Genomic DNA, 13,033 nt, shown 5'->3' on the forward strand with positions numbered 1-13,033 from the left:
TATGAAGGGACAAAGCCGTCTCGACCAGATTATGGACTATCTGAAAAGTCATAATCTGGTCACTGTAGAACAGCTGGTGAGTGCGATCTCGGCTTCACCGGCGACGATCCGCCGCGATCTGATCAAGCTCGACAAGGAAGGCGTCATTAGCCGCAGCCATGGCGGAGTGACGCTCAATCGTTTTATTCCTGCGCAGCCGACCACGCTGGAAAAAATGCAGCGTAATCTGGCAGAGAAGCAGGCCATCGCGCAGTTTGCCGCCAGCTATGTGCAGTCGGGTGACTCCGTCGTGCTGGATGCCGGCACCACCATGCTGGAACTGGCGCGCCAGCTCACGCATCTGCAACTGCGAGTCATCACCGCCGACCTGCATATCGCGCTGTTCCTGTCTGAATTCAAGCAGATTGAAACCACCATTATTGGTGGCCGTATCGATGACTCCAGTCAGTCTTGTATTGGCGAGCATGGCCGACGCCTGCTGCGCGGCATCAATCCGGATATCGCGTTCGTCAGCTGTAACTCGTGGAGTATCGAACGCGGGATTACCACGCCGACGGAAGATAAAGCCGGTCTGAAGATGGATCTGCTGGCGAATGCACGCCGCCGCATCCTGCTGGCTGACAGCAGTAAGTACGGTTCCTGGTCGCTATACTGCGCCGCGCCGATTGATAGTTTGACCGATGTGGTGACGGATGCGCGTCTCGACGACGCAGTTTGTCGCGCTTTGCGTGAGCGTGGCATTGGTTTGCAGCTAACAGCCTGATGCAACAAGGTCGCCATCAATGGCGACCCTTCATCAATAGATATAACCCAGTGCTAGCCCTGCAACGACACTTGCTTGCGCAGGGTGCGCATCGGACGTTAATCGCAGCCCACTACGATAGCTTCAATCCCGTCGCCGGAATATTACGGCCGTAGTAGATTTCACGCATTTCTTTCCACAGCAGATTGGTGATGCGCTTGTGCTCCTGCGGGCTGAGCTCTTCAGGCTTGGTATTGAACAGGTAATATTTCAGGTCAAATTCCTTCAGTAACATCTTGGTGTGAAAGATATTTTCCTGATAGACGTTCACATCCACCATGTCGTACATCGACTTCATATCCTCGGACATAAAGTTCTGAATCGAATTGATCTCGTGATCGATAAAGTGCTTTAGGCCATTCACATCGCGGGTAAAACCACGCACACGATAATCAATGGTCACGATGTCAGATTCCAGTTGGTGAATCAGGTAATTCAGTGCCTTAAGCGGCGAAATCACTCCACAGGTGGAGACTTCGATATCGGCGCGGAAGGTGCACAATCCCCCCTCAGGATGGCTTTCTGGATAGGTGTGCACGCAAATATGGCTCTTATCCAGATGTGCCACCACCGAATTGGGCAGCGGACCCGGATGCTCTGATTTGTCGATATCCTGCGGATTGATCGGCTCTTCGCTGACCAGAATCGTGACGCTGGCACCCTGCGGTTCATAATCCTGACGCGCGATGTTCAGCACGTTGGCACCAATGATAGAGCAGGTTTCAGTCAGGATTTCGGTGAGGCGATTCGCATTATATTGCTCATCAATATAGGCGATGTAGCCATCACGTTCGGCTTCGCTGTTGGCGTAGCAAATATCGTAAATACAAAAACTCAGGCTCTTCGTCAGATTATTGAAGCCGTGTAGTTTCAGCTTTTGCAATTTCGTCACTCCTCACACGACAAGGCATTCAGCAGGTATTGCGGTAAGGCAAAGCTACCGACATGAATCGCGGGATTGTAGTAGCGGCAGCGCAGGCCAGCGTCGTCAAAGCGTGATTGCAGGGTGGCTGCATCCCACTGGCGTAGTGTCTCGTTGTCGCTTGCCCAGGCAAACGTCATGATACCGCCGTAATAGGTGGGGATCGCCGCCTGATAAAAGCTGACGTCAGAGAAGTAGTGGCTGAGTTTGCGATGGCTGTTGATCGCTTCTTCCTGCTGCAGGAAACAGACGCCGTTCTGTGCCACAAAGATTCCGCCAGGATTTAGCGCCTGTTTACAGCCCGCATAGAATTCGGAGGTAAACAGACTTTCGCCGGGACCGATGGGATCGGTGCAATCGGAAATAATGACGTCGAACTTCTCTTGCGTCTGGGTGACGTAATTCACACCATCATCAATCACCAGATTCAGACGCGGATCGTCATAGGCACCGGCGTTGTGATTGGGCAGATACGTCTTGCAAAAACTCACCACGCCGGCATCGATCTCAACCATGGTGATCTGTTCAATCGTTTGGTGACGTGAGACCTCGCGCAGCATGGCGCCATCGCCACCGCCAATGATCAGCACGCGTTTCGCCTTGCCGTGCGCCAGGATCGGCACGTGGGTCATCATTTCGTGGTAGATGAACTCATCGCGCTCGGTGGTTTGCACTACACCGTCCAGCGCCATGACACGACCAAAAGCGGCATTTTCAAAGATCACCAGATCCTGATGCGCCGTTTTGTCGCGATAGAGCAGTTTATCTACCGTGAAATACTGTCCAAATCCGGCATGAAGCGTCTCATACCACATTTCATTCTGGGCCATGATGGGGCTCTCCTCGAATGTCATCGCCATGAAATTAGGGGAAAAAGCATAGCGAAATATGACCGTGGTTGCACGGTCAAATCTTCAGCAGCAGAGCGGGATGGCGGGCTATTTGACGTAAGCGAGCAGACTCAGCGAGTCACGTGCCAGCGACTTACACTTCTTGTCATTGGTAATGGCGATGCCGCTCAAATCTTTGTAACTCTCTTCGCCGAGCGACTTCATGTTGTAGTTGCTGTAATTACTCAGATCCCAGCGGTTCTGCTGGGCAAAAAACACCAGCGCTTTGCGAATTTGCGCATCGGGCAGATCCTGATAGCCACAATCGTTTTTCAGGTAAACAAACACCGCGGTCAGATCGGCCAGATCTTCTGCTTCGGATTCGCTCAGGGCAAAACTGGTGGAGGAGAAGCCAAGGAGTCCCGCCAGCAGCAGGATCTTGATGCTTTTCGTCATAATCATTCTCAACAAGGGGCAATGAATTGACGTTAGCACAGTTATTGCAGGGATTCCGCTAAATTTGCCTAAATGGGGCATTCCCACGGTTTTTATCAGCGCATTCTGTTAAGGGGCTTGACCCTCCCGCAGGGTAAAGGTTTACGCTGTGCCCTTATTCACGACAAGGATAAGAATATGCAACGTCGTCATTTTCTAAAGTTGACCGCCGCACTCAGCGCGGCAGGTGCGCTGCCGTTGTGGAGCCGTTCATTAATGGCGGCTACGCGCCCGCTGTTACCAATCCCCTCTATTTTGCAGCCCGATGCACGCGGAGCGTACACGCTTACCGCGATGAGTGGCACCAGCCAATGGAACGGCAAATCCGTCCCGACGTGGGGCTATAACGGCAGTCTGCTCGGCCCGGCGCTGCGGTTGCCGCGCGAGAAAGCCGTTACGGTGAATATTCATAATCGGCTGGCGGAAGCAACGACATTGCATTGGCATGGTCTGGAAATTCCTGGCGATGTCGATGGTGGGCCGCAAGCACTGATTGCGCCCGGTGCTTCACGTCAGGTGACCTTTACGCCCGATCAACCGGCTGCCACCTGTTGGTTCCATCCGCATCAGCATGGCAAAACCGGCTATCAGGTGGCGCAGGGGCTGGCGGGATTGGTGCTGTTAGAGGACGAGGATTCCGGAAAATTGCGTCTGCCGATGCAGTGGGGCGAAGATGACGTGCCGCTGATCTTCCAGGATAAACAGCTGACCCAGGACGGCGCAAAAATCGATTACCAACTCGACATTATGCGCGCGGCGGTGGGCTGGTTTGGTGACATGATGTTAACCAACGGCGTGCAGTATCCGCAGCAAGCGGTGCCACGCGGCTGGCTGCGACTGCGTCTGTTGAACGGCTGCAATGCCCGCTCGCTGGATATCGCCACCAGTGATAAACGCCCGATGTACGTGATTGCCAGCGATGGCGGTTTGCTGGCCGAGCCGGTAAAAGTGGATAGCCTGCCGCTGCTGCCTGGCGAGCGTTTCGAAGTGATGATTGATACTTCAGACGGCAAAACCTTCGACATGGTGACGCTGCCGGTGACGCAGATGGGCATGACGCTGGCACCCTTTGATCAACCCTTGCCGCTGGTGCAAATTCTGCCACTGCGCGTGATGGCAAGTGGTTCTATGCCGGATAAGCTGGTGGATCTGCCGCCGCTGCCATCAGTGGAAGGCGTGCAAAGCCGCTGGCTACAACTGATGATGGATCCGCAGCTGGATCAACAAGGCATGCAGGCGCTGATGGATCGTTACGGTCATCAAGCCATGGCCGGGATGAAAATGGATCACGGCAGCATGGACTCGAAGGGCGGGGCGATGCAGATGGATCATGGCAGCATGAAAATGAGCGGCGGCGCCATGACGATGGACCATGGCAGCATGCCGATGGATCACGGAAAAACGGCGGCTTATGATTTCCATAACGGCAATAAAATCAACGGCCAGGCGTTTAATATGACCAAGCCAATGTTCAATGCCGAACTGGGTAAGCTGGAAAAATGGACCATTTCTGGTGAGGGCGACGCCATGCTGCATCCGTTCCACATTCATGGCACCCAGTTCCGCATCCTGTCAGAAAACGGCAAGCCACCAGCGCCGCATCGTGCTGGCTGGAAAGACATGGTGAGCGTGAACGGCTGGCGCAGTGAAGTGCTGGTGCGCTTTAACTACGTTGCCAATGCGGATAACGCCTACATGGCGCATTGTCATCTGCTGGAGCATGAAGATACCGGCATGATGCTGGGCTTTACCGTCAGCTAAGTGATTGCCGTACTGCAGCGAAGCTAAAACAGCTTCGCTGCAGGGGATTGAGCAACACAAGGGCATAAGCGGCGTATTTTAATGCTCAGCATCAGGGTGTAAGCGTGGACATCGGGCAGCCTTATCCTGCTGTCCGATGTGTAATCAACGCCGCCATTCACTCAATGAGCGTGCCGGGCAAGGGATTAGGCCTGAGCCGCTTCCAGTGCCAGCCGGATATCCTCAATCAAATCATCAGCATGTTCGATACCAATCGACAAACGTACCGTGGCATCGGTAATGCCAATACGCTGGCGTACCTCCTGCGGCACGCCGGAATGGGTGGTGCTGCCCGGATGGCTGGCGAGTGATTCGGTACCGCCCAGGCTCACGGCCAATTTAAACAACGCAAGAGCATTGAGAAAACGAAACGCTGCCGGCTGACCACCTTTGATATCAAAAGAGAACGTGGAACCTGCGCCGCTGCATTGTCGCTGGAAGGTTTCTCCCGCGGAGCTGTCCGCATCGAGATAGGGCAGCCAGTGCAGTTTTTCCACCTGCGGGTTATCGCGTAAAAACGCGGCGACTTTTTCTGCATTGCTGGCGGCTTTCTCCATCCTCAACGACAGCGTTTCCAGCGATCGTCCAATCATCCAACTGGAGTGCGGATCAAGCTGGGTGCCGATGGCACTGCGCAGCGATCGCACCTTGCTCACCAGCGCTTTGCTGCCCAGCACCGCACCGGCAATCAGATCCGAATGGCCGCCGACATATTTGGTGAGCGAGTAGAGCGACAAGTCTGCACCGTGCTGCAAAGGACGCTGAAACAGCGGGCCGAGCAAGGTGTTATCGCAGGCGAGAATCGGACGCGAACCTTGCTGCTGGGTGATCACATCTGCCACCTGCTTCATCAACTGAATATCCACCAGGCTGTTGGTCGGGTTGGCCGGCGTCTCAATCAGAATCAGGGCTACACGACCGCGCTGCCACGCCAGTTTGGCTGCTTCATACACTTTGTCTTCATCGGTGCCATCGCTGAAGCCCACGGCTTTAATTTCTAAATCGTGCAGCGTTTTGCTTAGCAACGTTTCAGTGCCGCCGTACAGCGGTTGTGAATGCAAAATCACTTCACCTGGCCGCGCAAACGCCAGCAGCGTGGTCGCAATGGCCGACATTCCGGAGGAGAATAGCGCGGCACTTTCTGCCTGTTCATAGATGGCCAACCGATCTTCCACAATCTCGCTGTTGGGATGATTAAAGCGTGAGTAAACCAGCCCACCGCTCTTGCCCTCAGGCGGCTGCTTGCGTCCGGCGACGAAATCAAAAAAGTCCTGTCCCTCTTCGGCGCTGTTGAACACAAAAGTCGAAGTCAGGAATACAGGAGGTTTGACTGCGCCCTCCGATAGCCGCGGATCGTAACCGTAATTAAGCATCTGCGTTTCCGGATGCAGATCGTGGGTGCCAATCTGTGTTTTTTTACTGGATGAAGCGGCCATAGGATCTCCAGAGATTACCGGTGAGAGTGCGGGTGGGTTTTCTGTAGTTAAGGTCAGCGCAATAAATTTTGCCACGGTATCGTTTGCGTTCTGTGCGCGGCGTTAGAGGTTGGTTCGACTATGATAGACTTCGTGGCTTTCTGAAAACCTTAACCAGGCGAATGCAATGAAACACACCGTCGACGTGATGATCTCTGAGCAGGAGATTGCAACCCGTATTGCCGAACTGGGCAAGCAGATTAGCGAACACTACCGCAGCAGCGGCAGCGAAATGGTGTTGGTGGGTCTGCTGCGTGGCTCCTTTATGTTTATGGCCGATCTTTGCCGTGCCATCGATGTCCCGCATGAAGTCGACTTTATGACCGCCTCCAGCTACGGCAGCGGTATGTCATCGACCCGCGACGTGAAAATCCTGAAAGATCTGGATGAGGACATTCGCGGCAAAGACGTGCTGATCGTGGAAGACATCATCGATTCCGGCAACACGCTGAGCAAAGTGCGCGAGATCCTGCGCCTGCGCGAGCCAAAATCACTGGCCATCTGCACCTTGCTGGATAAGCCAGAGCGCCGTGAAGTGGACGTCACCGTGGAATACGTTGGCTTTACCATTCCCGATGAGTTCGTGGTCGGCTTTGGTATCGACTACGCGCAGCGCTATCGTCATCTGCCGTATATTGGCAAAGTTATCCCGACCGGTGAATAACCGCACAATCTTCCAAGGCTAATCCCGCCAGCCTGCGATAAGATGCGCAGCCCGCGAGTCATTGACTAACGGGCTGCGCTTGCGTTCCCCTGCCGCATGCAGAGTGGTAAAGTGTCGCGGGTTATCGCTCAGCGCTTCATCTTTGATTTTTCACTCGTTATCTCTGAATAACCCCGCATGCTCGGCGTGAGCGCACTATCATTTCATAGGGCTTTGATGTCACTACAACAGGGTATGGATTCGCAATGACTTATGCACTGGAACTTTCCGGGCTCACCAAAACCTATCCCGGCGGCGTTCAGGCGCTGAAGAAGCTTGATCTCAACGTTGAGGCAGGCGATTTTTACGCACTGCTCGGGCCAAACGGCGCGGGTAAATCGACCACTATCGGCATCATCAGTTCGCTGGTGAATAAATCCGGCGGCAGCGTGCGGGTGTTTGGCTATGACCTGGAAAAAGACGTGGTCAATGCGAAACGCCAGCTGGGTCTGGTTCCGCAAGAGTTTAACTTTAACCCGTTTGAAACCGTGATGCAGATTGTGGTCAATCAGGCGGGTTATTACGGCGTGGAGCGGGCTGAAGCCAACAAGCGCGCGGAAAAATACCTTAACCAGCTCGATCTATGGGGCAAACGCAACGAGCGTGCACGCATGCTGTCGGGCGGGATGAAACGCCGTTTGATGATCGCCCGTGCTCTGATGCACGAGCCAAAACTGCTGATTCTGGATGAACCGACTGCAGGCGTCGATATCGAACTGCGTCGTTCAATGTGGACCTTCCTGAAAGATCTCAACATTAAAGGCACCACCATTATTCTCACCACGCACTACCTGGAAGAGGCAGAAATGCTGTGCCGCAATATCGGCATTATTCAGAGCGGTGAGCTGGTGGAAAACACCTCGATGAAAGGCCTGCTGTCGAAGCTGCAATCGGAAACCTTCATCCTCGATCTGGCGCCGCGCAGCCCGCTCCCACAGCTGGAAGGCTTCCAGTATCGTCTGGTGGATACCTCTACGCTGGAAGTGGAAGTGATGCGTGAGCAGGGGCTCAACAGCGTGTTCAGCCAGCTGAGTGCGCAGGGCGTGCAGGTGCTGAGTATGCGTAACAAAGCGAACCGCCTTGAAGAGCTGTTCGTCAGCCTGACCCAGGGTAAAGGAGTGAAAGCATGACACATTTATACTGGGTGGCGCTCAAGAGTATCTGGGCCAAGGAGATCAACCGTTTTGCCCGCATCTGGATTCAGACGCTGGTGCCACCGGTGATCACCATGACGCTCTATTTCATCATCTTCGGTAATCTGATTGGTTCACGCATCGGCGATATGCATGGCTTCAGCTATATGCAGTTCATCGTGCCGGGCCTGATCATGATGGCGGTGATCACTAACGCTTACGCCAACGTGGCCTCTTCGTTTTTCAGCGCTAAATTCCAGCGCAATATTGAAGAGCTGCTGGTGGCGCCGGTGCCCACGCACATCATTATCGCCGGTTATGTCGGTGGTGGTGTGGCGCGTGGCGTGTGCGTCGGCATTCTGGTAACAGCAATTTCACTGTTCTTTGTGCCGTTCCACGTGCATTCCTGGTCAATGGTGGCCCTGACGCTGTTGCTGACTGCGATTCTGTTCTCGCTGGCTGGCCTGCTGAATGCGGTGTTTGCGCGTACCTTTGACGATATCAGCCTGATCCCCACCTTCGTGCTGACGCCGTTAACCTATCTCGGAGGGGTGTTCTATTCGCTGACGCTGCTGCCGCCATTCTGGCAGGCGGTGTCGAAACTGAACCCGGTGGTATATATGATCAGTGGATTCCGCTACGGTTTCCTCGGCATCAATGATGTGCCGCTGGTGTTTACCCTGTCAGTGCTGATTGCCTTTATCGTGGTGTTTTACGTACTGGTGTATGCGTTGATTCAGCGCGGTCGCGGATTGCGTACTTAAGTTTTACGGGGGCGGCCTAATGGCCGCCCCCGTTGTATCAAGCCACCTGAACCGGCAACGCTTTGGCGATGCGTTTCATGTCGTTGTCGCCTTCGAAATAAGCGACTTTGGGCTGCCAGCTACGGGCGACTTCATCTTCCACCTGCACATACGAGCAGATGATCATGATGTCACCTTCACAGGCACAACGGGCGGCGGCACCGTTGACGGAGATGATCTTCGACCCACGCTCAGCGGCAATCGCGTAGGTCGAGAAGCGCTGACCGTTGGTGACGTTATAAATGTCGATGGCTTCGTATTGCAGAATGCCGGACGCATCAAGAAAATCCTGGTCGATGGCGCAGGAGCCTTCGTAGTGCAAATCTGCCTGAGTGACTTTCACGCGGTGCAGTTTGCCCTGTAACACGGTACGAATCATAACGAATAACCTTGTTAAGCTGCGATTAAACGACGGAGATTACTCCGTCAGATCCACTTGCTGATTATCGATCAGGCGCGCATTGCCCAGCCAGGCGGCCATCAGAATGACGGCGCGCTGGCTATCTACCGTCAGCGGCTGCAGATTGTCGGCATCGCAAATGGCCAGGCCATCAGGGCGGAAACCTTTCTCACGCAATGCGGCCTCGGCCGTTTCGATAATCTCTTCGACATGGCGCTCGCCGTTGTTCAGACGCTCGGCCATGCTGTTCATCACCTGGCTCAGACCGGCGGCGATCGCGCGCTCTTCGCTGGTGAGGTAGCCGTTACGTGAACTCAATGCCAAACCATCTTGCGCGCGCACGGTCGGTACACCAACAATCTCGATATCGAAGCCCATATCAGCCACCATCTTGCGAATAATGGCTAACTGCTGGAAATCCTTCTCGCCAAAACAGGCGATATCGGGCTGCACCAGATTGAACAGTTTACTCACGATGGTGGAAACACCGCGGAAGTGACCAGGGCGGCTGGCACCTTCCAGCAGTGATGATAACCCGGGGACTTCAACGAAGGTTTGGCTATCCAGCCCTTTGGGATAAACATCCGCTGGCGCAGGGGCAAATACCAAATCGACGCTGTGGCGATTAAGCTTCTCGCAATCATCCTGCAAGGTGCGAGGATAGCGCGCCAGGTCATCGGCGCGTTCAAACTGCATCGGGTTGACGAAAATCGAGACCACCACGATATCGGCTCGCTCGCGCGCTTCATCCACCAACGTCAGGTGGCCGTCATGCAGGTTACCCATGGTGGGCACCAGCGCGATACGTTTGCCTTCCTGCCGCCAGCGACGAATTTCTCGGCGCAGCATCGGCAGCGATTCAATAATCAGCACTGCAAATCTCCTGATTTACTGGAAACTGTGTTCGGCGGCAGGGTAGATGCCAGCCTCAACGTCGGCAATATACTGGCGAATTGCCGCGCGAATGTCGCCGGTTTCCGCGAGGAAATTTTTGGCAAATTTAGGAATATGACCGCCGGTAATACCAAAGGCATCGTGCATCACCAGAATCTGTCCATCGGTGACGTTACCCGCACCAATACCGATGACCGGAATGCTCAACGCTTTGGTGATACGCTCTGCCAGCGCCACCGGCACACACTCCAGCACCATCAATTGTGCTCCAGCGGCTTCCAGCGCCAGTGCATCGGCCAGCAAACGCTCAGCGCCCGCTTCATCACGGCCCTGCACCTTGTAGCCACCAAAGATGTTCACTGACTGCGGCGTCAGGCCTAGATGACCACAGACCGGCACGGCGCGCTCGGTGAGCATACGCACGGTGTCTGCCAGCCATTCACCGCCTTCCAGCTTCACCATGTTGGCACCGGCACGCATCAGTTGAGCGGCGTTATCGAAGGTTTGCTGCGGTGTGGCGTAACTCATAAACGGCAGGTCGGCCATCACCAGCGCATTCGGCGCGCCACGGCGCACGGCAGCGGTGTGATAAGCGATATCCGCCACGGTGACAGGTAATGTGGATTCATGGCCTTGCACGGTCATGCCAAGGGAGTCACCAATCAGCATCACCTGAATGCCTTCATCGGCAAACAGGCGGGCAAAGCTAAAATCGTAGGCCGTCAGGGTGGCAAATTTGCGGCCACTGGCTTTGAGCTGGCGTAAATGGGAGAGGGTTGTCGGTTTCATCGCACACTCCAGAGTTTTCTGATGCGCGCAGTGTACTGGATTGATTGAAAAGGCGATACGACCGTAGTGCGATTATTGCCGCCTACTCAGACCACAAGCGGATGGTGCTGCGATCCAGCGTGGCGAGGATGCCGGCCAATGGCTGACCGTTGGGCAAGCGCAGGCCTGGCGCGATTTCCAGCAGCGGTACCAGCATAAACGCGCGGTTGTGCATGTCGTAGTGCGGCACGGTGAGGCGTGGAGTGTGAATCGTCTGCTGACCAAACAGCATGATGTCGATATCGAGGGTGCGCGGTCCCCAGCGCTCCGCTTTGCGCACGCGCCCATGCTCCAGCTCGATACGTTGCGTATGATCGAGCAAGGCTTCAGCTTCCAGCGTGGTGTCCAGCGCGACCACTGCATTCAGGTAATCAGGCTGATCTGGCGGGCCGTACGGTGGTGTGCGGTACAGTGAAGACGTTGCAACGCGCGAGGTGTGCGGTATCGCATCAAGCGCGGCCAGCGCTGCATCAACCTGATGCAGCGGATCGGCCAGATTACTGCCTAGTGCGAGGTAAACGCGAATCATGATGCGCTATTGGTATCGCGGCGTGGGCCGGTTGGACGACGGCGCGGGCGACGCGGTTTGCGACGCGGTGCCACCGGATCATCGCCCAGCGTGTTCATCATGGTTTTCTGCTCGACCGGAGCCGCCGCCTGGAACTCGCCCCACCAATGGGTCAGGCTTTGCAGTTCGCGGTTGTTTTCCACATCGGCTCGCAGCGCCAGCAGATCATAAGCGGCACGGAATTTAGGATGCTCCATCAGCTTCCAGGCGCGTTTGCCATGACGACGCGACATGCGCAGCTGCAGCTGCCAGATATCGCGAATCAGGGTGGTGATACGCTTAGGAATCGCCAGCGCACGGCAGGCTTCATCCAGCGTTTCATTCATCGAGAGCGCAAAGGCGTCGTAATAGGTCAGTCCGCTTTCCTGCGCAATGCGTTGGGCCGATTCCAGCTGCGGATACCAGAACATCGCGGCAAACAGGAAGGCCGGATTGACGCGCATATCGTTCTGAATGCGGTTGTCGGTGTTCTTCAGCACCTGCGCCAGCATTTTCTCCATCAGGCTGTCGCTCTCGGCAGTGAAGCCACGCGTCAGGGTAGGGAACAGCGGCTGGAACAGATGGTACTCACGCATCATCTGATAGGTACGGAATCCGTAACCGGCTTGCAGTAGTTTGAGGGATTCTTCGAACAGGCGCGCAGGCGGGATGTCATTCAGCAGCGTTGCCAGGCGCGGAATCGGCTCGGCAGTTTCCGCGGCAATGCGCATCTCCAGTTTGGCGGCAAAACGCACCACGCGCAGCATACGTACCGGATCTTCGCGGTAACGCGTTTCCGGATCGCCAATCAGTCGGATCACGCCGTCTTCCAGATCCTGCAACCCACCCACGTAATCACGTACGGAGAAATCCGCCACGCTGTAATACAGACTATTGATGGTGAGATCGCGGCGCTGCGCATCATCTTCGATGCTGCCAAAAATGTTATCACGCAGCAGCATGCCGTTCTGGCCGCGCTGGGAATTGTTGCGATCGTCTTCCGCTTCTTCCTGGTGATGACCACGGAAGGTCGCGACTTCGATCACTTCAGGACCGAACATCACATGCGCCAGGCGAAAACGACGGCCCACGAGGCGGCAGTTGCGGAATAGTTTACGCATCTGCTCAGGCGTGGCGTTAGTGGTGATATCAAAGTCTTTTGGCTTCTTACCCAGCAGTAAATCGCGCACGCCGCCGCCTACCAGGTAAGCTTCGAAACCGGCTTTATTCAGGCGATACAGCACTTTAAGGGCGTTTTCGCTGATATCTTTGCGTGAGATGTTATGGCTTTCACGGGGAATGACGGTCATCAGACTTTCAGTTTCCACCTCTTCAGGCGCTTCCTCGTCACGCTTGAGGACTCTCCGGCAAAAATTTGCGACTCGGGTAAAAATGGGACAC

Annotated in this window: 14 protein-coding genes; 5 read left to right on the forward strand and 9 right to left on the reverse strand. The window is 55.1% G+C overall.

Annotation, left to right across the window (positions count from 1 at the left end; genetic code table 11):
• Window position 1: 1 nt before the first annotated feature.
• On the forward strand, window positions 2-763 hold the full coding sequence (locus ACCW76_RS11210; RefSeq protein WP_038649008.1) for a DeoR/GlpR family DNA-binding transcription regulator: 762 nt from the start codon (window positions 2-4) through the stop codon (window positions 761-763).
• A gap of 112 nt (window positions 764-875) precedes the next feature.
• On the opposite strand, the gene speD is transcribed toward ACCW76_RS11210, so the two are convergent.
• From speD to ACCW76_RS11225, 3 genes are all read right to left on the reverse strand, one after another.
• Window positions 876-1,685, reverse strand: a complete 810-nt coding sequence (gene speD, locus ACCW76_RS11215) for an adenosylmethionine decarboxylase (protein ID WP_045816815.1) — start codon at window positions 1,683-1,685, stop codon at window positions 876-878.
• Window positions 1,686-1,690: 5 nt separating this feature from the next.
• A complete protein-coding gene (speE, locus tag ACCW76_RS11220) occupies window positions 1,691-2,554 on the reverse strand; it encodes a polyamine aminopropyltransferase (RefSeq protein WP_436338565.1) in 864 nt (287 codons plus the stop codon).
• A gap of 108 nt (window positions 2,555-2,662) precedes the next feature.
• A complete protein-coding gene (locus tag ACCW76_RS11225) occupies window positions 2,663-3,010 on the reverse strand; it encodes a YacC family pilotin-like protein (protein WP_007888732.1) in 348 nt (115 codons plus the stop codon).
• A gap of 177 nt (window positions 3,011-3,187) precedes the next feature.
• Here ACCW76_RS11225 and cueO point away from each other — a divergent pair, with 177 nt between their 5' ends.
• Window positions 3,188-4,810, forward strand: a complete 1,623-nt coding sequence (gene cueO / locus ACCW76_RS11230; protein WP_436338566.1) for a multicopper oxidase CueO — start codon at window positions 3,188-3,190, stop codon at window positions 4,808-4,810.
• Window positions 4,811-4,995: 185 nt separating this feature from the next.
• On the opposite strand, the gene ACCW76_RS11235 is transcribed toward cueO, so the two are convergent.
• Window positions 4,996-6,285, reverse strand: a complete 1,290-nt coding sequence (locus ACCW76_RS11235) for a cystathionine gamma-synthase family protein (RefSeq protein WP_045816818.1) — start codon at window positions 6,283-6,285, stop codon at window positions 4,996-4,998.
• 166 nt (window positions 6,286-6,451) lie between these two features.
• Between ACCW76_RS11235 and hpt the strand changes: the two genes are divergently transcribed.
• The 3 genes from hpt to ACCW76_RS11250 all read left to right on the forward strand — a co-directional run bounded on the left by hpt (window position 6,452) and on the right by ACCW76_RS11250 (window position 8,924).
• Window positions 6,452-6,988 (forward strand): hypoxanthine phosphoribosyltransferase, encoded by a 537-nt coding sequence (gene hpt, locus ACCW76_RS11240; protein WP_034829567.1) that lies wholly within the window; start codon window positions 6,452-6,454, stop codon window positions 6,986-6,988.
• A gap of 245 nt (window positions 6,989-7,233) precedes the next feature.
• Complete coding sequence (locus ACCW76_RS11245) at window positions 7,234-8,157, forward strand: ABC transporter ATP-binding protein (protein ID WP_034829565.1); 924 nt, start codon at window positions 7,234-7,236, stop codon at window positions 8,155-8,157.
• A complete protein-coding gene (locus ACCW76_RS11250; RefSeq protein ID WP_034829563.1) occupies window positions 8,154-8,924 on the forward strand; it encodes an ABC transporter permease in 771 nt (256 codons plus the stop codon). Before ACCW76_RS11245 ends, ACCW76_RS11250 begins: the two co-directional genes overlap by 4 nt.
• Window positions 8,925-8,961: 37 nt before the next feature.
• Here ACCW76_RS11250 and panD read toward each other — a convergent pair whose 3' ends face one another.
• The 5 genes from panD to pcnB all read right to left on the reverse strand — a co-directional run bounded on the left by panD (window position 8,962) and on the right by pcnB (window position 13,026).
• The gene (gene panD, locus ACCW76_RS11255) at window positions 8,962-9,342 is read right to left on the reverse strand and encodes an aspartate 1-decarboxylase (RefSeq protein ID WP_038648996.1); all 381 of its coding nucleotides are present in this window, start codon (window positions 9,340-9,342) and stop codon (window positions 8,962-8,964) included.
• A gap of 39 nt (window positions 9,343-9,381) precedes the next feature.
• Window positions 9,382-10,236 (reverse strand): pantoate--beta-alanine ligase, encoded by an 855-nt coding sequence (gene panC / locus ACCW76_RS11260; protein ID WP_038648994.1) that lies wholly within the window; start codon window positions 10,234-10,236, stop codon window positions 9,382-9,384.
• A gap of 15 nt (window positions 10,237-10,251) precedes the next feature.
• Window positions 10,252-11,046 (reverse strand): 3-methyl-2-oxobutanoate hydroxymethyltransferase, encoded by a 795-nt coding sequence (gene panB / locus ACCW76_RS11265; RefSeq protein WP_436338567.1) that lies wholly within the window; start codon window positions 11,044-11,046, stop codon window positions 10,252-10,254.
• 82 nt (window positions 11,047-11,128) lie between these two features.
• Window positions 11,129-11,614 (reverse strand): 2-amino-4-hydroxy-6-hydroxymethyldihydropteridine diphosphokinase, encoded by a 486-nt coding sequence (gene folK, locus ACCW76_RS11270; protein ID WP_436338568.1) that lies wholly within the window; start codon window positions 11,612-11,614, stop codon window positions 11,129-11,131.
• Window positions 11,611-13,026, reverse strand: coding sequence for a polynucleotide adenylyltransferase PcnB (gene pcnB / locus ACCW76_RS11275; RefSeq protein ID WP_205625007.1), 1,416 nt, complete (start codon window positions 13,024-13,026; stop codon window positions 11,611-11,613). Before pcnB ends, folK begins: the two co-directional genes overlap by 4 nt.
• Window positions 13,027-13,033 lie beyond the last annotated feature (7 nt).

This window comes from Pantoea sp. C8B4, from assembly GCF_051336905.1.
Lineage (GTDB): Bacteria > Pseudomonadota > Gammaproteobacteria > Enterobacterales > Enterobacteriaceae > Pantoea > Pantoea rwandensis_B.